The sequence below is a fragment of the Streptomyces sp. Rer75 genome, from assembly GCF_013414305.1.
Classification (GTDB): Bacteria; Actinomycetota; Actinomycetes; order Streptomycetales; family Streptomycetaceae; genus Streptomyces; species Streptomyces himastatinicus.
On the sequence record NZ_CP058693.1, the window covers coordinates 6,495,547 to 6,517,891 of the forward strand.

Sequence of the window (22,345 nt, forward strand, 5' to 3'; positions counted from 1 at the left end):
CAGTGCGCGATGGCCGCTTACGGGCATGCCGATTCCGCTCTACGGCACACCACGCAGCGTCCATCGGCCCAACCCGCGAGGCCCGGACGTATGCAGACGGCCGTCGGCAGGTCATCGGACTCACGGGTACGCAAAAGCGCACACGTACACCGTTGCGGGACAGTTCCGGATTCCCACCGGATTCCCCTGCGGCGACAGCGGAGACGAGCATACATCTTGTGTCGTGCTGCGCACGCGCCCCCAGATGTTGTGTCGTCAGCTGGGCGGATTCGTATAGATGTGCTAGTCACGTCGGGCCTTGGCCGCGCCGGAATCCCAGGGAAAACTAGCTTCCCGGACCGCTCGTCCGCCATTCGTCCAGGGCACGGGCGAGGCGGTCGCGGTAGCCCGCGTAGCCGTCCTCGTACGCGCCGCGAAGCTCGCTCCGCGGCTCGACCGTACGGGACGCGGAGCGCCACCGGGACGCGTCCACGGGGTCGCCGAGCGACCGCCACGCGACCGCGACCGCGCCCCGCGCGCCGACCTCCGGCTCGTCCGGAATGACCACCGGACGGCCGATGACGTTCGCGAAAATCTCCGTCCAGGAGGCGGAACGCACCCCTCCGCCGCACAGCGCGAGCCGTCCCGAGAGCCCGGCCGCCTCCAGGCAGTGGCGGGCCGCGTAGGCGATGGCCTCGCACACGGCCCGTACGGTGTCGGCGCGGGTGGTGGCGAGGGTGAGACCGTCCAACCGCCCCTGGGCGGCGGGCTCCACGAACGGGGCGCGCTCCCCGGCGCCGGACAGGAAGGGCAGCGCGGTCACCCCGTTCGCCCCCGGCGGACTCCCGTCGAGCAGGGCGTCCAGCTCGGCGGTGGTCGTCCCTGTGAGATCGAGCACCCACTCCAGGGCGGCCGTGCCGACCATCGCGGGCATCGCGCGCAGCCAGCGCTCCGGGTCGGGGGTGCACAGCCACATTCCGGCCGGATCGGCCGAAGCGTCCACCGCCGCGCGGTCGGTGAGCACCTGGCAGGCCAGCGTGGTGCCGACGATGAGCAGCCCGTCGCCCACGTCCCGCACCCCGCTGCCGATGGCGCACGCCGGAAGGTCGTACGGACCGGAGACGACGGGCAGGCCGGGCGGCAGCCCGGTCAGCCGGGCCCCCTCGTCGTCCAGCGCGAGGACGGTGCCGGGCGCGGCGGGGCCCGGCAGCAGCCGGGCGTGGCCGGACAGTCCGCAGCGCTCCAGGGCGTCCGGCACATAGGTGCGGGTGGTGACGTCGAGGAACGGCAGGGACGCGTCGGAGGCGTCCACGGTGATGGCGCCGGTCAGCCGCTGGGCCACCGCGTCCACGCAGTAGCCCGCGACCGCCGCCCGCTCCAGCGCCTCCGGCTCGTGCTCGGCCAGCCAGTGCAGCAGCGGGGCGTGGCAGCCCGGGAACAGCCCGGAGCCGGTGAGCGCGTGGAGGGCTTTGAGCGTGCCGTCGGCGCGCCAGCGGGCGATGGTCTCGCCGCCCCGGCCGTCCAGCCAGGAGATCGGCGGGCGCACCGCCCGGCCCGCCTCGTCGCGCAGCCACAGCCCGTCGCCCTGGCCGGTGAGGGCGAGCGCGGCGGGCGGGCCGGGGAGCGCCGCGGCCACCTCGCGCACCACCTCGGCGACCGTGCGCAGCACGTCCTCCAGGTCCTGTTCGACCCGGCCGCCGGGCAGGCGGTCCAGTCGGCTGGGGCGGGCCGCGGAGGCGCGCGCGACCCCGTCGCGGCCGAAGGCCACGGCCTTGGTGACGGAAGTGCCGACATCCACTCCGATGATCATGCGCATGCCCTGCTTCCCTCCGGAACCTCGGCGCTCCATCACATGAGCGATGATAGATTTAACACCAGAGACGTGATCAGGCAATGGCTCAGGCCATGGTTGACGCAGGGGAGAACCCGGATGACCGCCCGACTGCTGCTCGTACGCCACGGGGAGACCGTGTGGCACGCGGAGAACCGGTACGCCGGAACCTCGGACATCGCGCTGACCGAGCGCGGCCACCGGCAGGCGCGGGCCCTCGCCCACTGGGCGCGGGGCCGTCAGATCGACGCGGTGGCCTGCTCCCCGCTGAGCCGGGCGCGGCACACCGCCGAACCGGCCGCCGCCGCGCTGTCCCTGGTCCCCGAAGTGGTCGAGGATCTGCGCGAGATGGACTTCGGCTGGGGCGAGGGCCGCACTCTCGCCGAGATGGAGGCGGAGGATCCGGCGGCCGTCCGGGCGTTCCGCGACGACCCCGAGACCGGCGCCTTCCCCGGCTCGGAGCGCCCCGGCGAGGCCGCGGCCCGCGCCGTAGCCGCCCTGCGCCGGCTTGCCGCCGCGCACCCGGACCGCACGGTGCTCGTCGTGGCGCACAACAGCCTGCTGCGGACCGCGCTGTGCACCCTGCTCGGCATCCCCGTCGGCCGCTACCGCACGGTCTTCCCCCGGCTGGACAACGCGGCGGTGACCGAGATCGGCGTTGACGGCGACCGCACGGCGCTGCGCTCCCTGAACGTCCCCACCGACACCGTGCCCACCGCGAACATGCCCGCCGACGGCGCTACGGGAGGATCCCGCCCATGACCACGGTCCGCTCCCAGGACGCCCGCAGGCAGACCATCACCGAATACGTCCTCGCGCACTCCACCGCCACCGCGGCGGAGCTGGCCGACCTCACCGGCGTCAGCCTGATGACCGTGCACCGGGACCTGGACGAGCTGGCCCGGCTCGGGGTGCTGCGCAAGTTCCGGGGCGGGGTCTCGGCCCTGCCCTCGTCGGTCTTCGAGTCCAGCCTCGCCTACCGGATGGGCGCCCACCGGGCCGAGAAGGAGGCGGTGGCCGCCACCGCCGCGGAGCTGGTCGAGCCCGGGATGTCGGTGATGCTGGACGACTCCACGACCGTCCTCGCGCTCGCCCGGCTGCTGGTGGAGTCCGCCCCGCTGACCGTGGTGACCAACGCCCGGCGGGTGATCGAGGTCTTCGCCGGGGTGCCGCGGATCCGGCTGATCGGGCTCGGCGGGGAGTACTCGCACACCCATGACTCCTTCCTCGGCGTGCCGTGCGCGGAGGCGATCGCCGCGGTCTCGGTGGACCTGGCGCTGGTCAGCACCTCGGCCATGGACGCGGCGACCACGTACCACCAGGAGCAGGACGTGGTGCTGGTCAAGCGCGCCATGCTCGCCGCCGCGGCCCGCACGGCGCTCCTGATGGACGCGTCCAAGACGCGGCGCACGGCGCTGCACCGGCTGTGCCCGCTGGCCGACTTCGACCATCTGGTGGTGGACGGCGCGGCGGACGCCCGGCTGGTGGGGGAGTGGCGGGAGCGTACGGATGTGAGGATCGCGCCCGGCCCTTCTTAACATTGTCAGTGTTAACTTAACTCCACGTGTGAGGGGCGTGATCTGTGATGTCCGACCGGGCCGAGGTCGTCGCGGGGATCGACATCGCCACGGCGGCCGTGCGGGTGGTGTGCGCCGACGCGCACGGGCGCGTACGGGCGCGGGGCGGCGCGGAACTCCCGCCCCCGCGCCGGGGCGCGGGCGGCCACAGCGAACAGGACGCCACGGCCTGGTGGCCCGCCGTCGCGGCAGCCCTGCGCCAGGCCACCGGGGCGCTTCCGGCGGGCGGCCGGGAGGTCGTGGCGGTGGCCGTCGCCGCCACCTCCGGCACGATCGTCCTCGCGGACGGCCGGGGCGAACCCCTCGGCCCCGCCCTGATGTACGACGACCGCCGCGCCGCCGGGCTCAACGCCCGCGCCCAGGAGGCGGGCGCGCCGCGCTGGCAGGCCCTCGGCCTGTCGGTCGCCCCGACCGCCGCCCTCGGCCGCATCGCCTGGCTGGCGGGCGCGGAGGGGCATGCGGATGCCCTTGGGCACCGGGCCCATGGGAATCGGCATGTTGCCCATGAGGTCACCCGGCACCTGCTCCACACCCCCGACCTCGTCGGGTGGCGGCTCACCGGCGGGCCCGTCGCCACCGACTGGTCGCACGCGCTCAAGAGCGGCTACGACGCCCGCGCCGGGGAATGGCCGGGCGAGGTGTTCGACGCGCTCGGCGTACCGGCCCGGTGGCTGCCGTCCGTCCGGGCACCGGCCACGCCGATCGGCACGGTGTGCGCGGACGCCGCGGCGGTTACCGGGCTGCCGACCGGGTGCGCGGTCCGTCTCGGCATGACCGACGGCTGCGCCGGACAACTCGCCACCGGGGCCGTGCGGCCCGGGCAGTTCGTGGGCATCCTCGGCACCACGTACGTCCTCAAGGGCGTCACCCGCGACCTGATCGCCGACCCCTCCGGCGCGCTCTACAGCCACCGCCACCCCGACGGCTGGTGGCTGCCGGGCGGCGCCTCCAGCACCGGTGGCGAGGCCCTCGCGCACCTCCCGTCCGACCGCTTGCCCGCGCTCGACCGCGCCGCCGCGGACCGCGGCCCGGCCTCCGTGGTCGCGTATCCGCTGCGCCGCGAGGGCGAGCGCTTCCCGTTCGTCAGCGGCGCGGCCCGGGGCTTCGTCCTCGGCACTCCGGCCGACGACGCCGACCGGCACCGCGCCACGCTGGAGGGCGTGGCCTTCCTGGAGCGCCTCGCGCTGGAGCGGGTGGCGGAGCTGGGCGTGGCGGTCGAGGGCCCGCTGTGGGCCGCGGGCGGTGGCAGCCGCAGCCCGCTGTGGACCCGGATCCGCGCCACCGTCCTCGGCCGTCCGCTGCGCGTCGCCGACCATGCCGAAACGGCCTTCGGCGCCGCCCTGCTGGCCGCCTCCGGGACCCTCCATCCGGACCTCACGGCGAGCGCCGCCGCGATGGTCCGCCCCGGCCGGGACGTCGAACCGGACGCGCGCGAGCACGCCGCCCTCGGCGCCTCGTACGCCGCGTTCACCGCGGCTCTGCGTGAGCGTGGCTGGCTGGGATGACGGTCGGCTGCGGTGACGGCCGGCGGCACCTACACCCGCTACACCCGCACGGTGAACGCCCACAGGGTGACCTCCGGGACCGGATCCCAGTCCCGCTCCGGCGCGCGCCGGAACCCCAGCCGCTCATAAAGCCGGTGGGCGGTGGTCATCCTGGGGTGGGTGGACAGGACCATGCCCTTGAGCCCCAGCTCCCGCGTCCGGTCCATACAGGCCCGCACCAGCGCCTCGGCCGCCCCGCGCCGCCGCGCCTCGGGCCGCACCGCGAGCATCCGGAACTCGGCCTCGTCCGGACGGGCCAGTTCCGCGTACGTCCCCCCGTGGACGGCGAACGCCAGCGCGCCGAGCACCGCGTCGCTCTCGGCGTCCGCCGCGACCAGCACCTCGGAGCCGGTGGCCCGCTTCCGCGCGTTGCGCAATTCGTCGAGATACGGGTCCTCGGCCCCGAAGTCCAGCAGCCCGTCGCCGAGGTACACGGCCGCGGTGAACTCCCCGATGTCGTCCAGTTCTTCGTCCCGGGCGCGTCTGATCGTGACATCCATGTCCGCAGTCTGCCGGACGGCACCGACAACCGGGCGCTCACTGGGTGACGGTGCTGATCACTCCGGTGTAACCGGCGCGTTGGTTGGCCGCCTCGACTTCCTGGTAGGTGACGTAGTGGCGGACCGTGCCGTCCGGCAGCGTCAACTGGTAGATGACAACGGGTTGGGGTGTTCTTCCACCACAGTTGCAGGCCATGGCCGTCTGTTCCTTTCCTTCGAATTCTCGAATGCCTTCGGGTGTGCGGTGCGGGCGTGTCTCAGTCCAGCCACCGCGATGCGACACCGGCGAGATAGGAAAGCGTCAGGGCGGTGGCCGGGATCTGGAACCACGCGGTGGTGTCCAGTGAGAAGGCGTATGCGGCGGTGGCTCCGCCCACCCACGTACTGGTGCACCAGCCGCAGTTGACCAGATAGGTGACCGGAGAGTCGTCACCGAAGCGATCGGCGATCCACATCCGGAAGCCCGCCGCCAGGGTGTCCTTGGTGATGAAGCGGGTGATACGGCAGGTGGTGCCGAGGGCGAGAAGGAACGCTGCAAGGGTCATCGGATCGTTCCCTACCGGTTCGATCGATGTCATTTATTACAAGCGCGACGGGCCCCAACAGGCGATACTCCGTCGGCAAATTCCCCCGAATAGCCGAGCGTTAGTCATATAAATACACCACTGTGCGAGCTCGTATGCGCCAAACGAGTGATGGCCGTTCTGAAGTCTTGAGCGATACGGATGGGCGTGGATAACTGGAAACGTGGCATCGAGGCTGCCCCATACCTCGTCAGCCATTCAGGAGTCGGGCGTTCGCCCCGTTTCTCCGCCTCATCCGTGCACCGCTCCTGTGCCCTGCTCGGCGGCCCACCAGCTTCTCTTTCCTCCGCTGCGGCCTGCGTGCGCCCAGTGCACCTCACCTGACCCTTCCCCGGGAGGACCGATCATGACCTCGACCGCTCTCGTGCCCGCCGCCGCACCCACCGCGGGCTACTGGCCCCCGACCGGCCCGCCGCTGCTGCTGTCCGTGGTGCCCAACTCGGGCCCCACCAGCGGCGGGAACCTCGTCCAGCTGACCGGGACGAACCTGCGCAACGTCATCAGCGTGACCTTCGGCGGCGTCCCCGCCACCATCGTCAGCCAGCCCTACGCCAGCGCTCAGCAGGGCGGCGGCTGGCCCGGTGGTGGCGGCTGGGGCGGTGACTGGGGCGGCGGTGGCGGCTGGGGCGGCGGTGGCGGCGGCTGGCCCGGGTACCCCAACCCCACCACTGACGTCGTCGTGGTGATCGCTCCGCCGCACGCGCCCGGGACCGTCCAGGTCCTCGTCACCACCACCGCCGGCACCAGCAACAGCCAGCCGTACACCTACGTGGCGCCGCCCCCGCCCACCACCACCTCCATCACCCCGGCCGTGGGCCCGACCACCGGCGGCACCGTGTTCGTGATCAACGGCACCAACCTGAACACGGTCACCAGCATCACCTTCGGCGGCGTCCCCGGGACCATCCTGGCCGTGAACCCCGCCGGAACCCAACTGGTCGGCATCACCCCGGCGGGCCCGGCGGGCGGCGGCACCGTCGCCGTGGTCCTCAGCGGCCCCGGTGGCACCACCACGGTTCCGGGCGGGTTCACCTACTTCGTGGCTCCGCCCCCGCCGGTGCCCATCAACATCGTTCCCAACACCGGACCGGTGGCCGGCGGTACGGCGTTCACCATCAACGGCACCAACCTCGGCGGCGTGCTGGGCGTGCTGTTCAACGGCGTTCCCGCCACCGGCGTGACCGCCACCGCCACCACGGTCACCGGCGTCACTCCGCCCGGAGTGGCCGGCACCGCGACCGTCACCCTGGTGACGGCCTCCGGAACCGCCACCGTCCCGGGCGGCTTCCTGTACGTGTGATCCGCACGGCACCGGAGTACGCGACCGGCGCGTCCGACGATGAGCATGACGAGCGGGCCGCCGCCTCCCGCGAGGGAGACGGCGGCCCGCTCATGCGCTGCCGGACTCAGTGGCCGCCGGGGGCGCCCGCCGTCGCCGGGGGCAGGTCGGCCTGGACGCCCGGGTCGCCCGCGTCCGCCGTGTAGTCGGACGCGGACGTCTCGTCCACACCGTCGGGGGCCTTCAGCGCCCGCAGGACGAACGTGAGCACCACGGTGACCACGACGTTGAGGGCGAAGGCGGTGAAGCCGATGTAGCCGATCTCGCCGATGCCCGGGATCTCGTCCGAGCTGCCGCCGAAGTGCTTCTGGGTGGGGCTGGCCACGCCGTACGCCGCGACCGTGCCGTAGACCATGCCGACGGCCCACCCGCCGAGCAGCGCCCACCGGTGGAACCAGCGGGTGAACAGGCCGCCCACCATGGCCGGGAAGGTCTGGAGGATCCAGATGCCGCCCAGCAGCTGGAAGTTGATGGCGACGGTCTTGTCCATGGTCAGGACGAAGGCCAGCGCGCCGACCTTCACCAGCAGCGAGACCATCTTGGAGACCTTGGTCTCCTGCGCCGGGGTGGCGTCCGGCCGCAGGAAGTCCTTGTAGATGTTGCGGGTGAACAGGTTCGCCGCGGCGATGGACATGATGGCCGCCGGGACGAGGGCGCCGATGCCGATGGCGGCGAAGGCGACCCCCGCGAACCAGTCCGGGAACATGTTCTCGAAGAGCTGGGGGATGGCCAGCTGTCCGTTGTCCACCTTCACGCCCGCCGCGATCGCCATGAAGCCGAGCAGCGCCAGCAGGCCGAGCATCAGCGAGTACAGCGGCAGGATGGTGGCGTTCCGGCGGATCACCTCGCGGCTGCGGCTGGAGAGCGTGGCGGTGATCGAGTGCGGATACATGAACAGCGCCAGCGCCGAGCCGAGGGCGAGCGTGGCGTAGGCCCATTGGCTCTTGTCGCCGCTCGCCAGCTCGCCCTTCGGCTTCCCGGTCGCCGGGTTCTCCTGCGCCAGCGCGTGGCCCGCCTTGGCGAAGATGTCGTCGAAGCCGCCCAGCTTGATCGGGATGTAGATGATCGCCACCGCGATGACGATGTAGATCAGGGTGTCCTTGACGAAGGCGATGAGCGCGGGGGCGCGCAGGCCGGAGGAGTAGGTGTACGCGGCGAGCACACCGAACGCGATCAGCAGCGGCAGGTCCTTGATGAACCAGTTGGTGTCCTCGCCGCCGCCCACGCCCATGACGTCCAGCACCGCCTGGATGCCCACGAGCTGGAGGGCGATGTACGGCATGGTGGCGAGGATGCCGGTGATCGCGACGGCCAGCGAGAGCCCCTTGGAGCCGAAGCGGCCGCGGACGAAGTCCGAGGTGGTGACGTATCCGTGCTTGTGGGACACCGACCACAGCCGGGGCAGGAAGGTGAAGATCAGCGGATACACCAGGATGGTGTACGGCACCGCGAAGAACCCGGCCGCGCCCGTCGCGTAGATGGCGGCCGGGACGGCGACGAAGGTGTACGCGGTGTAGAGGTCGCCGCCGAGCAGGAACCAGGTGATCCAGGTGCCGAAGCTACGGCCGCCGAGCCCCCATTCGTCCAGGTTGTCGGCGTTCTCGGCGGCCCGCCAGCGGGCGGCGAGGAAGCCCATCACCGTGACGGCGAGGAAGAAGAAGATGAAGACGGCGAGCGCGACGCCGTTCACGCCGTCGTTCATGCGGAACCGCCTCCCTTGCGCGCCCGCTGCTCACGGCGGACCAGGATGAACGCGATCGTCGTCAGCACGGCCGAGATGGGCACCCAGGCCATCTGGTACCAGTAGAAGAACGGGATGCCGATGAAGGTGGGCTCGATCTTCGCGTACGAGCCGACCCACAGCATCGCCACGAAGGGCGCGATGAGACAGAGCGCGGCCACGACACGCGAGGGCGTGACGACCGGTCTCCTGTCCGTGGACGTGTCTGACATGGCGGCGGGCTCCCGTCCCCTCGGCGCATCCGTGCTGATCATCGGCGCTGATCACCGGTGCTGATCATTTGTGCAGTGCGCAGGAATCTAAGCCCGTGGACCGGCAGCCGTCACTACCCGTCCGCATATCGGTATGAGAAAGAAGCGGAGTCCGGCGGTGTCAGTCAGCCGTTCGGGCGCTGGAGCCGGGCCACGAATTTGTAGCGGTCACCGCGGTAGACCGAACGCACCCACTCCACCGGCTCGCCCGCCGCGTCCAGCGAGTGGCGCGAGAGCATCAGCATCGGCAGGCCGACGTCGGTGCCCAGCAGCCCGGCCTCGCGCGGGGTGGCCAGGGAGGTCTCGATGGTCTCCTCGGCCTCGGCCAGATGCACGTCGTACACCTCGGCCAGGGCCGTGTAGAGCGACGTGTACTTGACCAGGCTGCGGCGCAGCGCGGGGAAGCGCTTGGCCGACAGGTGCGTCGTCTCGATCGCCATCGGCTCGCCGCTGGCCAGGCGCAGCCGCTCGATGCGCAGCACCCGGCCGCCGGTCGCGATGTCCAGCAGCGCCGAGAGCCGGTCGTCGGCGGTGACGTAGCCGATGTCCAGCAGCTGGGAGGTGGGTTCGAGACCCTGGGCGCGCATGTCCTCGGTGTACGAGGTGAGTTGCAGGGCCTGCGAGACCTTCGGCTTGGCGACGAAGGTGCCCTTGCCCTGGATCCGCTCCAGCCGCCCCTCGACGACCAGCTCCTGGAGCGCCTGCCGCACGGTGGTGCGGGAGGTGTCGAACTCGGCGGCCAGGGTGCGCTCCGGGGGGACCGGGGTGCCGGGCGGCAGGGTCTCGGTCATCTCCAGCAAGTGCCGCTTGAGGCGGTAGTACTTCGGGACGCGCGCGGTGCGCGTCCCGCCGGAGGTGTTGCCGCTCTCGGCGGTGGCCGTCGTGGCCGTCGCCGCCATTGCCCCCTCGGTCTCCATCGCGCCCTTTCCGACGTCGGGTCTGCTGCCGTCGCCGGCCTCTGATGATTCCGGCGGCTCACATCGTGGCACGCCCTGGGCCCGGGGTGGCTGCCCTGCCCGGATGTCGAGAGATGTCGGTCCGGTAACGGAGCCGGAAGCGGCGTTGTCCACTCTTGACACCCCTATAGGTCGAGAGACACGCTCTGCATGAAGTGGTCTAAACCATTAAACCTCTCATTCGGCGATGTGGGGAGTAGGGCGCCGTGAAGTGTGACCCCATGGCGGCGACGGGTGTCGCGGCAGTGCCGGTGTCGGTGCGCTCGCTTCCGGCGCGGCGAAGGGAAGATCCACGTCCATGACGACGCTCGCGCACGACTCGGCCACCCTCACCCGGAACGCCCTCACCGTCCTCCAGCCCGGCTTCACCGGCACCTCCGCCCCCGACTGGCTGCTGCGCCGCCTCGGCGAGGGGCTGGCCTCCGTCGGGCTGTTCGGCCGCAACATCGCCTCGCCCGAGCAGCTCGCCGCGCTCACCGCCCAGCTGCGCGCCGAACGGGACGACGTGCTGGTGGCGATCGACGAGGAGGGCGGCGACGTCACCCGTCTGGAGGTACGCGGCGGCTCCTCCTTCCCCGGCAATATGGCCCTCGGCGCGGTCGACGACACCGGGCTGACCCATGCCGTCGCCCGCGAACTCGGCCGTCGGCTCGCCGCCTGCGGCGTCAACCTCGACTGGGCGCCCTCCGCCGACGTCAACTCCAACCCGGACAATCCGGTCATCGGCGTCCGCTCCTTCGGCGCCACACCCCAGCTCGTCGCCCGGCACACCGCCGCCTGGATCGAGGGGCTCCAGGGCGCCGGGGTCGCCGCCTGCACCAAGCACTTCCCCGGGCACGGCGACACCGCCGTCGACTCCCACCACGCCCTGCCGCGCATCGACGCCGACCCCGACACCCTGGCCGCCCGCGAACTGGTGCCCTTCCGGGCGGCCATCGCCGCCGGAACCAAGGCCGTGATGAGCGCGCACATCCTGCTGCCCGCGCTCGACCCGGCCCTGCCCGCCACCCTCAGCCCCGCCGCCCTGCACGGACTGCTGCGCGCCCCCGTCGCCGACGGCGGGCTCGGCTTCGACGGCCTGATCGTCACCGACGGCATCGAGATGCGCGCCGTCGCCGACGCGTACGGCATCGAGCGGGGCAGCGTCCTGGCGATCGCCGCCGGTGCCGACGCGATCTGCGTCGGCGGCGGCCTCGCCGACGAGGACACCGTGCTGCGGCTGCGGGACGCGCTGGTCACGGCCGTGACGGACGGGCGGCTCCCCGAGGCGCGGCTGGCCGAGGCCGCGGCGCGGGTCCGGGCCCTGGGGGAGTGGGCGAAGACCGCCGGAGGGCCCGACGCGGCGGGGCGGATCGCGCCCGCCCCGGAGGTGGGGCTCACCGCCGCCCGCCGCGCCCTGCGGATCACCCCGGCCGACGGCGCCCCCGCGTACCGGCCGCCGACCGGGCCCGTCTTCGTCGCCGCCCTCACCCCGGTGGCCGGCATCGCCGTCGGTGACGAGACCCCCTGGGGCGTCGCCGCCGAGCTGTCCCGGCTGCTCCCCGGCACCACGACCGCCGCCCACGGCCCCGAGGACGTCGCGGCCCGGGGCGCGTCCGCCGTGGTCACACAGATGCTCGACGCCGCGGCGGACCGTAGGATCGTCGCTGTGGTACGCGACGTCCACCGCCACGGCTGGATGGCGGGCGTCCTGGACGCCCTGCTCGCCGCCCGGCCGGACACCGTCGTCGTAGAGATGGGGGTGCCCCAGGCACCTCCCGGCGGCGCCCTGCACATCGCGACCCGCGGCGCCGCCCGGGTCTGCGGGCGGGCGGCCGCGGAAGTCATCACCGGCGTCATCACCGGCAACGAGGCCGGGTACTGACCCCCCCACGCACCACCGGCACAGCCCACTGGAGGCACCCCGAAATGTCCGCCACGACGACGGCCCCGCGCAGCGATCAGCCGGGCCGGATCATGTCCGGCGAGATGAACGAGCAGCCCGCGGTGCTGCGCCGCATCCTCGACCAGGGCGCTCCGAAGATCCGCGAGACCGCCGAGCGGATCGCCGCGCGCGCACCGCGCTTCGTCCTGCTCACCGCGCGGGGCACCTCCGACAACGCGGCGCTGTACGCCAAGTACCTGCTCGAAGTGCTGCTTGGCAAGCCGTGCGGGCTGACCTCCATGTCCACCACCACCGCGTACGGCGCGCGCCAGGACCTCACCGACGTGCTGGTGATCACCGTCAGCCAGTCCGGCGGCTCCCCGGACCTGGTCGCCTCCACCGAGGCCGCCCGCGCGGCCGGGGCGATCACCCTCGCGGTGACCAACAACGCCGACTCACCGCTCGCCGCGGTCTCCGAATTCCACATCGACGTGCTGGCCGGGCCCGAGAAGGCGCTGCCCGCCACCAAGACCTACACCGCCGAACTCCTCGCCCTCTACCTCTTCGTCGAAGGGCTGCGCGGCGGCGACGGCGCGGCCGCCAAGGCGCTGCCCGACCTCGCCCAGCAGATCCTGGACCGCCAGGGCGAGGTGAAGCAGCTCGCGGGCCGCTACCGGTTCGCCGAGCGGATGGTCCTCACCTCCCGGGGCTACGGCTACCCCACCGCCAAGGAAGCGGCCCTGAAGCTGATGGAGACCAGCTACATCCCGGCCCTCTCCTACTCCGGCGCCGATCTGCTGCACGGCCCGCTCGCCATGGTCGACAACATCTCGCCGGTGATCGCGATCGTCACCGAGGGCAAGGGCGGCCAGGCGCTCCAGCCCGTCCTGGAGCGGCTGCGCGGCCGCGGCGCGGATCTCGTGGTGATCGGCAGCCAGGCCGAGGTCGACCAGGCGTCCGCCGGTTTCGCCCTGCCCACCCAGGGGGTCGCCGAGGAGGTCCAGCCGATCCTGGAGATCCTGCCGCTCCAGATGCTGGCGTACGAGGTCACCATCGCCCGGGGGCAGGACCCGGACGCGCCGCGCGCGCTGGCCAAGGTCACCGAGACCCGCTGAGACGCTGAGACATTGGGGGGGTGCCCGCGAAAACACCCGCGGGCCGCGGCGCCGGGGCGGGACCCTCAACCCACCCGGCACCGCAGCCCGGAGCTCGTCGGCCGAGCAGCCGACCTCAAGAGGCGTACGGAGCGGTCAGGGCAGAGCGCGCCGTGTGCCTCCGATCCACCCTCCTGTGCGGGGAGGGCGGAAGATCGCATCGCTGGCTATTCTGGACTAGACCAGTGCCATCTGTCCACGCTTATGTGTGAATCGGCTCATCCCTCGTCCGGGTAGGCTCGCCATGTGCCCTCCATGAACGATCTCGTCCACCAGCACACGGCCCTCGACGAATCCGACCTCGAGTGGCTTCACCTGCTGGTGTCGGAGTGGCAGCTGCTCTCCGACCTCTCCTTCGCCGATCTGGTCCTCTGGGTGCCCACCAGCGATGGCACCCGCTATGTCTCGGTCGCGCAGATGCGGCCCAACACCGGGCCCACCTCCTATCAGGACGACATGGTCGGCCATCTCGTTCCCCGTGGCCGCCGTCCCATGCTCGATGCGGCGCTGGACGAGGGCCGGATCGTCCGCGAGGGCGATCCCGAGTGGCGCGAAGAGGTCCCGGTCCGGGTGGAGTCCATCCCGGTCCGGAGGGAGAGCCGGGTCCTGGGCGTCATCGCCCGCAACACCAATCTGCTGACCGTACGGACCCCCAGCCGCCTGGAGCTGACCTATCTCCAGAGCGCGTCCGACCTGGCCCAGATGATCGCGGCCGGGGCGTTTCCGTTCCCCGGCCAGCAGGTCGACATGGACGCCTCGCCGCGCGTCGGCGACGGGCTGATCCGGCTCGACGCGGACGGCGTGGTCCAGTACGCCAGCCCCAACGCGCTCTCCGCCTACCACCGGCTCGGACTCGCCGCCGACCTCGTCGGCCACCACCTGGGCGAGACCACCGCCGAACTGGCCCCGGCGCGCGGCCCGGTGGACGAGGCGCTGGTCAAGCTCGCCAGCGGCTGGGCGCCCCGCGAATTCGAGGTCGAGAGCGGCGAGAACGGCGTCATCCAGCTGCGGGCCATCCCGCTCAAGCCCAAGGGCGTGCACATCGGCTCGCTCGTCCTGCTGCGGGACGTCACCGAACTGCGCCGCCGCGAGCGGGAGCTGATCACCAAGGACGCCACCATCCGGGAGATCCACCACCGGGTGAAGAACAACCTCCAGACGGTGGCCGCGCTGCTGCGGCTTCAGGCCCGCCGGATGGACTCCGCCCAGGGGCGGGAGGCGCTCAACGAGGCGGTGCGCCGGGTCGGTTCGATCGCGATCGTCCACGAGACCCTGTCCCAGACGCTCGACGAGCGGGTCGAGTTCGACGACATAGCCGACCGGGTGCTGGCGATGGTGGCCGAGATATCGCCCGGCAAGGTCACCGGCAGCCGCACCGGACGGTTCGGCATCCTCGACGCCGAGGTGGCCACGCCGCTGTCCATGGTCCTCACCGAGGTGCTCCAGAACGCGCTGGAGCACGGCTTCGGGCCGGGGGAGCAGGGCACGGTCGAGGTCTCGGCGGTGCGCGGCGGCGCCGGCGAGGAGGGCCGGCTGATGGTGATCATCCAGGACGACGGGCGCGGGCTGCCCGAGGGGTTCGACCCCCAGCGCGCCGGAAACCTCGGCCTCCAGATCGTCCGCACCCTGGTGGAGGGCGAACTGAGCGGCACCTTCGACATGGTGCCCGCTCCGGAGCGCGGCACACGTGTGGTCCTCGACATACCGGTGCGCGCCGAGAAGCACTGAGAATCTTCACGGCCCTTTCACGGGGGCGGGTTCACGCCGGTGGGCGACGCGGCTCACACGGCGGGCAACGCACTGAGCCCCGGACCGGGATGGTCCGGGGCTCAAAAGCTCACGTTGCTGTGCGCATCGGGGCTACTGCGCGCTGCGGCTCGGGGGCCACGGGGCGTATCAGGGTCAGGCGCTGGCGTTCCGCGCCCGGTTCCGAGCGGCACGGCGCTTCATGGCGCGGCGCTCGTCCTCGCTGAGTCCACCCCAGACGCCGGAGTCCTGGCCGGACTCAAGCGCCCACTGCAGGCACTGCTCCATGACGGGGCAGCGGCGGCAGACGGCCTTGGCTTCCTCGATCTGCAGCAGCGCAGGACCGGTGTTGCCGATGGGGAAGAACAGCTCGGGGTCTTCCTCGCGGCAAACGGCGTTGTGACGCCAGTCCATGGCTGCTCCATCTCCTCGTATTGCGGGCTTGTTGCTTGTGAATGTGAACGCTTTCACGAATCCCCCGACAAGGACAGGGACGCCGCCAGTTTGGGCGCTGGTGCGTTCCCGTGGGATTGAGGAGGGGGTTCGGGCTCTCATGGGGGCCTTCTGTCAGGCCGTCCCGATCGCCAAGAAGAGATTCGCAAACCTCGGCGGCGGATACAACCCCTTCCGGAAAGTTTTTTTTGATTCCTTGGTGTCGGCTGTATCACAGCCGTACTTCCGGGGGGTGGATCCCAGCCTAAACGTTCGACTGGAAGGACTTTATGGGGTCTGACTCACACAATCACACGCAGTGCACGGCGTACGCCTGTGAACGTCACGCTCGTCCGCAGTCCTAGGTGGTCTCCGTCCATCTGGAACGGCAGTGGCGCCTGGGATTGCAAGGTGAAGTCCGTCAGATCGTGGAGCCCCACCGCGTGCTTGCCGTGCGGGCCCCGCTCGGGGGACGACATCAGCAGCTGGGTCGCGTAGCGGGTCATCGCGGGCGCCGACAGCTTGGCGAGTCCCAGCACGTCAAGGGCGGTGTCGAAGGACGCGCGCGGCGCCGCGTAGACCGGGCGGTTGCCCAGATAGGTCCACGGGGAGGTGTTGCAGACTATGGACAGCGCCAGGTCCTTGATCGCGTCCTGGCCGGGTCGCCGGATGGTGATGGTGCCCTGCCGCCGGTTCGGCTCCCCGAAGAACTGGCGCACCATCTGCCGTATGTAGAGGGCATGGGTCGAACGCTTGCCGCGTTCACGCTGCTGCTCGACCCGGCCGATCACGCTCGCGTCGAAGCCGAAGCCCGCGCAGAAGGTGAACCAGCGGTCGGGCACCGACTCGTCCGCGGTGCCCGGGGTGCCGGCCGCGAGCCCGAGGCCCACGGTGCGCTCGGTGCCGTCCCGCAGTGCGTCCAGCAGGGCGCCGGTCGCCTCCACGGCGTCGTTGGGCAGACCGAGGGCGCGGGCGAACACGTTGGTGGAACCGCCCGGGACCACCGCGAGGCGCGGCAGCTCGCCCGGCGCGGGGCCGTTGTGCAGCAGCCCGTTGACGACCTCGTTGACGGTGCCGTCGCCGCCCAGCGCCACGACCAGCTCGTGGGTGCCGCCGTCGACCGCGCGACGGGCCAGATCGCGTGCATGCCCCCGGTACTCCGTGGTCGCCACGTCGAGCTTCAGATCGCTGGCGAGCGCATGGATCAGGACGTCACGGGTGCGGGCACTGGTGGTGGTTGCTGCCGGATTGACCACGAGGAGTGCGCGCATGGGCGCCAGCCTACCGACCCGCCGGAACGATCCCCGACCCCCGGGGGCGCCCACCGGGCCCGCGCGCGGCTACGCTGCTGGCGTGAGCAGGAAGAAGCCCGCCAAGGCGCCCAGGACCGGCACTCCCAAGGCCAAGGCCACCAAGCCCGCCACGAAGGCCGCCCCCGCCGCCGAGGCGCCCGAGACCGCCGACGCGGCGCCCGCGGGGCCGCGGCCGGTCCGGCTGACCGTGGCCGCGGCGCTGGCGGCCGTCGAGGGGCTGGTGCTCGTGGGGTTCGGTGTCTACGTCCTGATCATGGGCCTGGCCGGGGACCCGGAGAGCCCGCAGCAGGCGGAGACGCTCGGGGTCACCGTGCTCGCCCTGGCCCTGCTGCCGCTGCTGGCGGCCCGCGGGCTGTGGCTGCGGCGCCGCTGGAGCCGCGGCCCGGCGATGATCACTCAGCTGATGGCGCTGCCGGTGGCCTGGACGCTGGTGCAGAACGGCGGCGGGCTGATCATCATCGGTCTGCTGACCGCCATCGCGGCCGTCACCGTGCTGGGCATGCTGATCAACCCGACCGCGACCGAGGCGCTGGGCATCGGCCCGCGCGACGCCTAGGAGCCTTAAGGCCGAGGCGGGCAGGGCCCGTTCAGGGAGTGCCCGGGGCTCGCCCCGGGCACCGCTCGCTACTCCTCGACCAGCAGCCTGTCCCGCAGCTGGGCGAGGGTGCGCGCCAGCAGCCGTGAGACGTGCATCTGGGAGATGCCGACCTCCTGCGCGATCTGCGACTGCGTCATGTTCCCGAAGAACCGCAGCAGCAGGATCTTCTTCTCGCGCGGCGGCAGATCCTCCAGCAGCGGCTTGAGGGATTCGCGGTACTCGACGCCCTCCAGCGCCTCGTCCTCCGCGCCGAGGGTGTCCGCCACCGCCGGGGACTCGTCGTCCGTGTCCGGTACGTCCAGCGACAGCGTGCTGTACGCGTTGGCGGACTCCAGGCCCTCCAGCACCTCTTCCTCGGAGATGGCCAGATGCTCGGCCAGCTCATGGACGGTCGGGGCGCGCCCGTGCCGCTGGGACAGCTCGGCGGTGGCCGTGGTCAGCGAGAGCCGCAGCTCCTGGAGCCTGCGCGGCACCCGCACCGCCCAGCCCTTGTCGCGGAAGTGCCGCTTGATCTCGCCGACGACCGTGGGGGTCGCGTAGGTCGAGAACTCCACACCGCGGTCCGGGTCGAACCGGTCCACGGACTTGATCAGTCCGATGGTGGCCACCTGGGTCAGGTCGTCCAGCGGCTCGCCGCGGTTGCGGAAGCGCCGGGCCAGGTGCTCGACCAGGGGCAGGTGCATGCGCACGAGGTTGTTGCGCAGCTCGGCCCGCTCCGTGGAGCCCTCGGGGAGCCCCCGCAGCTCGACGAACATCGCCCGCGCGCCGCTCCGGTCGTGCGGATCGTGCGGCTGCGGATCGTGCTGCTGATGCACCTGCTCCTGCTCGTGCTGATCCATGTGGTCCGCCCGCTCTGGTCGGTCTCCTGCCGCCTCCGAGTCCGCGGGATGCGGTCGGGCCGGCGGGTGCGGGATGGCCGGGGTGCGTACTCCCCGCGATGATGCAGTGCTCACGGAGCCCCCTTTGTCCGTCACGGCTGTCCGGGGCCGGCGCCGCGCTCCTTGTACAGACTGATGCTGACCGTGCGGTCCTCGGCGACGGTCGAATCCACCTTGCCCGCCAGTGCGGAGAGCACCGTCCAGGCGAAGGTGTCGCGCTCAGGAGCACGGCCATCGGTGGTCGGAGCCGCCACGGTCACCTGTAGTGCGTCGTCGATCAGTCGGAAGACGCAGCTCAGCACACTGCCGGGGACGGCTTGCTGGAGCAGGATCGCGCAGGCCTCGTCGACCGCGATGCGCAGATCCTCGATTTCGTCGAGGGTGAAGTCCAAGCGGGCTGCCAGGCCGGCGGTCGCCGTACGCAGCACCGACAGATAGGCCCCCGCAGCGGGCAGCCGGACTTCCACGAAGTCCTGGGTCCCGGGCTCGCCTGCGATCTGGGACACCCTCACCTCCAAGGTGACACAAGCTGTTTGAGCTGAGCTGATTGGAGCGTCGGCCATATGCCCTTATGGTGGAGGGATAACGGACCGGCGCGATGTGCGGTTCGGCTGCGACGCTATCGCGATCTGCCACTCGGTGTCGCCCGGACGAAGCACGGCCCCCGTCACGGGTGAACCCCCGAGATGAACATTCCCGATATCACTCATAGTAAGCATATGAGTACGCAGCGTGGCTAGGGGTTTGCGGTCTCAATTCGAAAGAGATGTCGCCTCACTCAACGAACCGCTGGTCGAAGCTATGCCCGGAGCCTGCGCGGCCAGTGCCCGCAGCGGTTCTCCCGACAGCCTTCGCACGGTCCATTCGTCCATCGGCTCCGCGCCGATGGACGCGTAGAAGCCGATCGCCGGTTCGTTCCAGTCCAGCACCGACCATTCGAAGCGGGCGTAACCCCGCTCCACGCAGATCCGTGCCAGCTCGGCCAGCAGCGCCTTGCCGTGTCCGCCGCCGCGGGCCCTGGGTGTGACGTACAGATCCTCCAGATACACCCCGTGGGTGCCCGTCCAGGTGGAGAAGTTACGGAACCACAGGGCGAACCCGACCGGCTCGGACGCTCCGTCGCCGACTTCCTCGGCGATCAGCGCGAACACCGCCGGATGCTCGCCGAAGAGCGCCGTGCGCAACTGCTCCTCGGTGGCCTTGGCCTCCTGCGGTGCCCGCTCGTACTCGGCCAGCTCGCGGATCATCGCGAGGATGGCCGGGACGTCGGACGGCTTCGCTGATCGGATCATGTGGTGAAGGCTAGCTCGCCGCACCGACAACGTGGCAGCGGATTCCCTGCCGTGCGGCCCCGCACGCGGCACCGCCCCCGCTAGACGATCAGCAGGTCCACGTAGCACCAGCGCCAGTCCTCACCCGGTTCGAAGCTGCGCATCACCGGATGCCCGGTCTCCTCGAAGTGCCGCGTGGAGTGTCGATAGGTCGATGAATCGCAGCACCCGACATAGCCGCACGCCAGACAAATCCGCAGCTGCACCGGATCGCCGCCGACCGCCAGGCAATCCGGGCAGGTGGTGGTCCGCGGCTCCGGTTCGGGGCGCGGCAGGGCCGGAACGTGTGGGCACTCCCTCATGATTGCCAGACTAAGCCGCTGGCGAGCTGGTGAAGCCGACGAATCGGGACGGGCCGGGGCATGGATGTAACTCCGCTGTTGATGCTGGTCGCGGGCAGCGCGGCGGTCGCGGGCGCGGCCCGGCGCACCCCCGTGCCCGCGCCGCTGCTGCTGGTCGCGGTCGGGCTGGTGGTCTCGTATCTGCCGGGGGTGCCGGACTACACCCTGGAGCCGGAGGTCGTGCTCCCCCTGGTGCTGCCGCCACTGCTGCACACCGCCGCGCTCGACAGCTCCTATCTGGACCTGCGCGCCAACATGCGGCCGGTGGCGCTGCTGTCGTTCGGCTATGTGCTGTTCGCCACCCTCGCCGTCGGCTGGATCACTCATCTGCTGGTGCCAGGACTGCCGCTGACCGCCGCCCTGGTGCTGGGCGCGGTGATCGCCCCGCCGGACGCGGTGGCGGCCACCGCCATCGCCCGCCGGGTCGGGCTGCCCTCCCGGCTGACGACCGTCCTGCGGGGCGAGTCCCTGGTCAACGACGCGACCGCGATCACCGCCTACCGGGTGGCGCTCGCCGCGGCGGTGGGGGAGGGCGCCACCTGGCCCCATGCCGCCTGGGAGTTCGTGCTCGCGGCGGTGGGCGGTGTCGGCGTCGGCCTGGTCCTGATGGTGCCGCTGCACTGGCTGCGCACCCGGCTGCGCGACCCGCTGCTCCAGAACACCCTCTCGCTGCTGATCCCCTTCACCGCCTACGCGGCCGCCGAACAGGTCGAGGCGTCGGGCGTGCTGGCGGTCGTGGTGGTCGCGCTCTACCTCGGGCACCGCTCCTGGCAGGTCGACTTCGCGACCCGGCTCCAGGAGGCGGCCGTCTGGAAGATGACCGCGTTCATCCTGGAATCGGCCGTGTTCGCGCTGATCGGGCTGCAACTGCGGTTCGTGGTGGGCGGCCTCGGGGAGTACGGGGCGGGCGAGGCGGCCTGGTACGCGGCCGCCGTGTTCCTGGCCGTGGTGGTCGTGCGGTTCGTCTGGGTCTTCCCCGCGACCTTCGTACCGCGCAGGCTCTTCCCCAAGATCCGGGAGCGGGAGCCCGGCACCGACTGGCGGGCGGCGGTCATCGTCGGCTGGGCCGGGATGCGCGGGGTGGTGTCCCTGGCCATCGCCTTCTCGATCCCGGAGACCGTGCACGGCGGAGGCCCCTTCCCGGGCCGCACCCTGATCCTCTTCCTGGCCTTCACCACCGTCATCGGGACGCTGGTCGTCCAGGGGCTCACGCTGCCCGCCCTGATCCGGGCGCTGGGCATGCCGGGGCGCGACCGCCAGGCCGAGACGCTCGCCGAGGCGCAGGCGCAGGCCCAGGCGTCGCGGGCCGCCGAGCACCGGCTGGACGAACTCCTCGCCGACGAGCGCAACGCGCTGCCGCCGCCACTGGCCAACCGGCTGCGCCTGGTGCTGGAGCGGCGCCGCAACGCGGTGTGGGAACGGCTCGGCACGGTCAACGAGGTGACGGGAGAGTCGGCGGACGACACCTACCGCAGGCTGGCGCGCGAGGTGATCGGCAGCGAGCGCGAGGTGTTCGTGAAGCTGCGGGACGCGCGCCGGATCGACGACGAGATGCTCCGTACGCTGCTGCGCCGACTGGACCTGGAGGAGGCGGCGGCCTACCGCGAGGAGACCGCGGAAGGCGGACCCTGACCGTCTCCGGCCGGGGCCCGCCCACCGCGGATGATTCCTACGTCAGCCGCTCACGGATGCGCGCGCGCATCGAGTTCATCGAAAAGCCCCGGGGGTCGATCTTGCCCGGCTGCCATTCGAGGTGGCCGATCACCGACCGCTCGGTCCAGCCGTGCCGGCGGCAGACCGCCGCCGCTGCCCGGGCGATCGCGTCCAGTTGGGCCTCGGGCCACGGGTCCTTCCCGTCGCCGAGGTTCTCGCATTCGAAGCCGTAGAACGCGCGATTGCCGTCCGTGTTGGCCTCGTTGTCGGGCGGGAGTGTCGTTTCGGCGATCACGGCGCGCAGGACCTCGTCATCGCCGAGCCCCGCGTGGTTGGCGCGGCCGTAGCCGACGAGGTGCACCCCGCCGTCCTTGGCGATCACGCCGTGGCACAGCGGGCCGGGCAGCGCCTCGAAGCCGTCGCGGCAGATCTCGACGGTGAGGTCGGTGCCGGAGGTGACGGTGTGGTGGATCATCACACCGTGCACTCCGCCCCACGGTCCCTTGTGGTTTCGGTTGTGGTTCCGCCAGTCGCCGACCTGCACCACGCGCAGGCCCTCGTTCTTCAGCGCCGCCAGGAAGTCCCCCGCGGACATGGGTGAGGCCATGACCGCCTCCGTTCTGATCGTCCGGCGGGCGCCCGTCGCGGCCCGCCTGTATCACCGTATGCTTACCCAAAAACACGGTGGGTCATTGAGTCCTGATTGAGGGGCGGTCGAGAGCGGCCGTTATGG

Annotated in this window: 23 protein-coding genes and 1 riboswitch; of the genes, 9 read left to right on the forward strand and 14 right to left on the reverse strand. The window is 71.6% G+C overall.

Annotated elements, in window-relative coordinates; translation table 11 throughout:
- Positions 1-87: 87 nt before the first annotated feature.
- Positions 88-228, reverse strand: a riboswitch (cobalamin riboswitch).
- Between the two features lie 97 nt (positions 229-325).
- A complete protein-coding gene (locus tag HYQ63_RS28210; protein WP_179936678.1) occupies positions 326-1,795 on the reverse strand; it encodes an FGGY-family carbohydrate kinase in 1,470 nt (489 codons plus the stop codon).
- Between the two features lie 114 nt (positions 1,796-1,909).
- Between HYQ63_RS28210 and HYQ63_RS28215 the strand changes: the two genes are divergently transcribed.
- Genes HYQ63_RS28215 through HYQ63_RS28225 form a run of 3 tightly spaced genes read left to right on the forward strand, consistent with a single transcriptional unit; the run spans position 1,910 to position 4,892 of the window.
- The gene (locus tag HYQ63_RS28215) at positions 1,910-2,572 is read left to right on the forward strand and encodes a histidine phosphatase family protein (RefSeq protein WP_179936679.1); all 663 of its coding nucleotides are present in this window, start codon (positions 1,910-1,912) and stop codon (positions 2,570-2,572) included.
- A complete protein-coding gene (locus HYQ63_RS28220; RefSeq protein ID WP_179936680.1) occupies positions 2,569-3,348 on the forward strand; it encodes a DeoR/GlpR family DNA-binding transcription regulator in 780 nt (259 codons plus the stop codon). The genes HYQ63_RS28215 and HYQ63_RS28220 overlap by 4 nt, the downstream gene beginning before the upstream one ends.
- Positions 3,349-3,395: 47 nt before the next feature.
- The gene (locus HYQ63_RS28225; protein WP_179936681.1) at positions 3,396-4,892 is read left to right on the forward strand and encodes an FGGY-family carbohydrate kinase; all 1,497 of its coding nucleotides are present in this window, start codon (positions 3,396-3,398) and stop codon (positions 4,890-4,892) included.
- A gap of 38 nt (positions 4,893-4,930) precedes the next feature.
- Here the strand turns inward: HYQ63_RS28225 and HYQ63_RS28230 are convergent, their stop codons facing one another.
- The 3 genes from HYQ63_RS28230 to HYQ63_RS28240 all read right to left on the reverse strand — a co-directional run bounded on the left by HYQ63_RS28230 (position 4,931) and on the right by HYQ63_RS28240 (position 5,976).
- Positions 4,931-5,431 (reverse strand): GNAT family N-acetyltransferase, encoded by a 501-nt coding sequence (locus tag HYQ63_RS28230; protein ID WP_179936682.1) that lies wholly within the window; start codon positions 5,429-5,431, stop codon positions 4,931-4,933.
- 37 nt (positions 5,432-5,468) lie between these two features.
- Entirely contained in the window at positions 5,469-5,627 is a 159-nt protein-coding gene (locus tag HYQ63_RS28235; protein WP_179936683.1) for a hypothetical protein, read from the reverse strand.
- Between the two features lie 61 nt (positions 5,628-5,688).
- Positions 5,689-5,976, reverse strand: a complete 288-nt coding sequence (locus tag HYQ63_RS28240; protein ID WP_179936684.1) for a hypothetical protein — start codon at positions 5,974-5,976, stop codon at positions 5,689-5,691.
- 385 nt (positions 5,977-6,361) lie between these two features.
- Between HYQ63_RS28240 and HYQ63_RS28245 the strand changes: the two genes are divergently transcribed.
- Positions 6,362-7,315, forward strand: coding sequence for an IPT/TIG domain-containing protein (locus tag HYQ63_RS28245; RefSeq protein WP_179936685.1), 954 nt, complete (start codon positions 6,362-6,364; stop codon positions 7,313-7,315).
- Between the two features lie 106 nt (positions 7,316-7,421).
- On the opposite strand, the gene mctP is transcribed toward HYQ63_RS28245, so the two are convergent.
- The 3 genes from mctP to HYQ63_RS28260 all read right to left on the reverse strand — a co-directional run bounded on the left by mctP (position 7,422) and on the right by HYQ63_RS28260 (position 10,245).
- On the reverse strand, positions 7,422-9,056 hold the full coding sequence (mctP, locus tag HYQ63_RS28250; RefSeq protein WP_179936686.1) for a monocarboxylate uptake permease MctP: 1,635 nt from the start codon (positions 9,054-9,056) through the stop codon (positions 7,422-7,424).
- Entirely contained in the window at positions 9,053-9,307 is a 255-nt protein-coding gene (locus HYQ63_RS28255) for a DUF3311 domain-containing protein (protein ID WP_179936687.1), read from the reverse strand. The genes mctP and HYQ63_RS28255 overlap by 4 nt, the downstream gene beginning before the upstream one ends.
- A 164-nt stretch (positions 9,308-9,471) precedes the next feature.
- Positions 9,472-10,245: a GntR family transcriptional regulator gene (locus HYQ63_RS28260; protein WP_179936688.1), complete on the reverse strand. Its 774-nt coding sequence runs from the start codon at positions 10,243-10,245 to the stop codon at positions 9,472-9,474.
- Positions 10,246-10,600: 355 nt separating this feature from the next.
- Here HYQ63_RS28260 and HYQ63_RS28265 point away from each other — a divergent pair, with 355 nt between their 5' ends.
- The 3 genes from HYQ63_RS28265 to HYQ63_RS28275 all read left to right on the forward strand — a co-directional run bounded on the left by HYQ63_RS28265 (position 10,601) and on the right by HYQ63_RS28275 (position 15,048).
- Entirely contained in the window at positions 10,601-12,166 is a 1,566-nt protein-coding gene (locus HYQ63_RS28265) for a glycoside hydrolase family 3 protein (protein ID WP_179936689.1), read from the forward strand.
- Positions 12,167-12,210: 44 nt separating this feature from the next.
- Positions 12,211-13,281 carry an SIS domain-containing protein gene (locus HYQ63_RS28270; protein WP_179936690.1) on the forward strand — a complete coding sequence of 357 codons (1,071 nt, stop codon included), beginning with the start codon at positions 12,211-12,213 and terminating at the stop codon, positions 13,279-13,281.
- Positions 13,282-13,575: 294 nt separating this feature from the next.
- Entirely contained in the window at positions 13,576-15,048 is a 1,473-nt protein-coding gene (locus HYQ63_RS28275) for a sensor histidine kinase (RefSeq protein WP_179936691.1), read from the forward strand.
- 174 nt (positions 15,049-15,222) lie between these two features.
- Here HYQ63_RS28275 and HYQ63_RS28280 read toward each other — a convergent pair whose 3' ends face one another.
- Both HYQ63_RS28280 and HYQ63_RS28285 read right to left on the reverse strand, forming a co-directional pair.
- Positions 15,223-15,480, reverse strand: coding sequence for a WhiB family transcriptional regulator (locus tag HYQ63_RS28280; protein ID WP_003953983.1), 258 nt, complete (start codon positions 15,478-15,480; stop codon positions 15,223-15,225).
- A gap of 320 nt (positions 15,481-15,800) precedes the next feature.
- On the reverse strand, positions 15,801-16,769 hold the full coding sequence (locus HYQ63_RS28285) for a diacylglycerol kinase family protein (RefSeq protein ID WP_179936692.1): 969 nt from the start codon (positions 16,767-16,769) through the stop codon (positions 15,801-15,803).
- Positions 16,770-16,851: 82 nt separating this feature from the next.
- Here HYQ63_RS28285 and HYQ63_RS28290 point away from each other — a divergent pair, with 82 nt between their 5' ends.
- Complete coding sequence (locus HYQ63_RS28290) at positions 16,852-17,367, forward strand: hypothetical protein (RefSeq protein WP_179936693.1); 516 nt, start codon at positions 16,852-16,854, stop codon at positions 17,365-17,367.
- 68 nt (positions 17,368-17,435) lie between these two features.
- Here HYQ63_RS28290 and HYQ63_RS28295 read toward each other — a convergent pair whose 3' ends face one another.
- The 4 genes from HYQ63_RS28295 to HYQ63_RS28310 all read right to left on the reverse strand — a co-directional run bounded on the left by HYQ63_RS28295 (position 17,436) and on the right by HYQ63_RS28310 (position 19,920).
- Positions 17,436-18,362 carry an RNA polymerase sigma factor SigF gene (locus tag HYQ63_RS28295; RefSeq protein ID WP_373689151.1) on the reverse strand — a complete coding sequence of 309 codons (927 nt, stop codon included), beginning with the start codon at positions 18,360-18,362 and terminating at the stop codon, positions 17,436-17,438.
- Between the two features lie 17 nt (positions 18,363-18,379).
- A complete protein-coding gene (locus HYQ63_RS28300; protein ID WP_009715155.1) occupies positions 18,380-18,793 on the reverse strand; it encodes an anti-sigma regulatory factor in 414 nt (137 codons plus the stop codon).
- Positions 18,794-19,039: 246 nt separating this feature from the next.
- A complete protein-coding gene (locus tag HYQ63_RS28305; RefSeq protein WP_179936694.1) occupies positions 19,040-19,579 on the reverse strand; it encodes a GNAT family N-acetyltransferase in 540 nt (179 codons plus the stop codon).
- 80 nt (positions 19,580-19,659) lie between these two features.
- The gene (locus HYQ63_RS28310; RefSeq protein ID WP_179936695.1) at positions 19,660-19,920 is read right to left on the reverse strand and encodes a UBP-type zinc finger domain-containing protein; all 261 of its coding nucleotides are present in this window, start codon (positions 19,918-19,920) and stop codon (positions 19,660-19,662) included.
- 60 nt (positions 19,921-19,980) lie between these two features.
- Between HYQ63_RS28310 and HYQ63_RS28315 the strand changes: the two genes are divergently transcribed.
- Positions 19,981-21,591, forward strand: a complete 1,611-nt coding sequence (locus tag HYQ63_RS28315) for a Na+/H+ antiporter (protein ID WP_179936696.1) — start codon at positions 19,981-19,983, stop codon at positions 21,589-21,591.
- A 37-nt stretch (positions 21,592-21,628) separates the two neighbouring features.
- Here the strand turns inward: HYQ63_RS28315 and HYQ63_RS28320 are convergent, their stop codons facing one another.
- Positions 21,629-22,219 (reverse strand): N-acetylmuramoyl-L-alanine amidase, encoded by a 591-nt coding sequence (locus HYQ63_RS28320; protein WP_179936697.1) that lies wholly within the window; start codon positions 22,217-22,219, stop codon positions 21,629-21,631.
- Positions 22,220-22,345: the final 126 nt, after the last annotated feature.

Excerpts from the sequence above, each read along its gene's own strand:
- HYQ63_RS28285 (WP_179936692.1), bottom strand. The coding sequence starts at position 16,769 with ATGCGCGCACTCCTCGTGGTCAATCCGGCAGCAACCACCACCAGTGCC.
- HYQ63_RS28315 (WP_179936696.1), top strand. The coding sequence starts at position 19,981 with ATGGATGTAACTCCGCTGTTGATGCTGGTCGCGGGCAGCGCGGCGGTC.
- HYQ63_RS28275 (WP_179936691.1), top strand. The coding sequence starts at position 13,576 with ATGAACGATCTCGTCCACCAGCACACGGCCCTCGACGAATCCGACCTC.
- HYQ63_RS28235 (WP_179936683.1), bottom strand. The coding sequence starts at position 5,627 with ATGGCCTGCAACTGTGGTGGAAGAACACCCCAACCCGTTGTCATCTAC.
- HYQ63_RS28305 (WP_179936694.1), bottom strand. The coding sequence starts at position 19,579 with ATGATCCGATCAGCGAAGCCGTCCGACGTCCCGGCCATCCTCGCGATG.
- HYQ63_RS28280 (WP_003953983.1), bottom strand. The coding sequence starts at position 15,480 with ATGGACTGGCGTCACAACGCCGTTTGCCGCGAGGAAGACCCCGAGCTG.
- HYQ63_RS28260 (WP_179936688.1), bottom strand. The coding sequence starts at position 10,245 with ATGGCGGCGACGGCCACGACGGCCACCGCCGAGAGCGGCAACACCTCC.
- HYQ63_RS28255 (WP_179936687.1), bottom strand. The coding sequence starts at position 9,307 with ATGTCAGACACGTCCACGGACAGGAGACCGGTCGTCACGCCCTCGCGT.
- HYQ63_RS28245 (WP_179936685.1), top strand. The coding sequence starts at position 6,362 with ATGACCTCGACCGCTCTCGTGCCCGCCGCCGCACCCACCGCGGGCTAC.
- mctP (WP_179936686.1), bottom strand. The coding sequence starts at position 9,056 with ATGAACGACGGCGTGAACGGCGTCGCGCTCGCCGTCTTCATCTTCTTC.
- HYQ63_RS28320 (WP_179936697.1), bottom strand. The coding sequence starts at position 22,219 with ATGGCCTCACCCATGTCCGCGGGGGACTTCCTGGCGGCGCTGAAGAAC.
- HYQ63_RS28265 (WP_179936689.1), top strand. The coding sequence starts at position 10,601 with ATGACGACGCTCGCGCACGACTCGGCCACCCTCACCCGGAACGCCCTC.
- HYQ63_RS28220 (WP_179936680.1), top strand. The coding sequence starts at position 2,569 with ATGACCACGGTCCGCTCCCAGGACGCCCGCAGGCAGACCATCACCGAA.
- HYQ63_RS28310 (WP_179936695.1), bottom strand. The coding sequence starts at position 19,920 with ATGAGGGAGTGCCCACACGTTCCGGCCCTGCCGCGCCCCGAACCGGAG.
- HYQ63_RS28270 (WP_179936690.1), top strand. The coding sequence starts at position 12,211 with ATGTCCGCCACGACGACGGCCCCGCGCAGCGATCAGCCGGGCCGGATC.
- HYQ63_RS28210 (WP_179936678.1), bottom strand. The coding sequence starts at position 1,795 with ATGCGCATGATCATCGGAGTGGATGTCGGCACTTCCGTCACCAAGGCC.
- HYQ63_RS28230 (WP_179936682.1), bottom strand. The coding sequence starts at position 5,431 with ATGGATGTCACGATCAGACGCGCCCGGGACGAAGAACTGGACGACATC.
- HYQ63_RS28225 (WP_179936681.1), top strand. The coding sequence starts at position 3,396 with ATGTCCGACCGGGCCGAGGTCGTCGCGGGGATCGACATCGCCACGGCG.
- HYQ63_RS28240 (WP_179936684.1), bottom strand. The coding sequence starts at position 5,976 with ATGACCCTTGCAGCGTTCCTTCTCGCCCTCGGCACCACCTGCCGTATC.
- HYQ63_RS28215 (WP_179936679.1), top strand. The coding sequence starts at position 1,910 with ATGACCGCCCGACTGCTGCTCGTACGCCACGGGGAGACCGTGTGGCAC.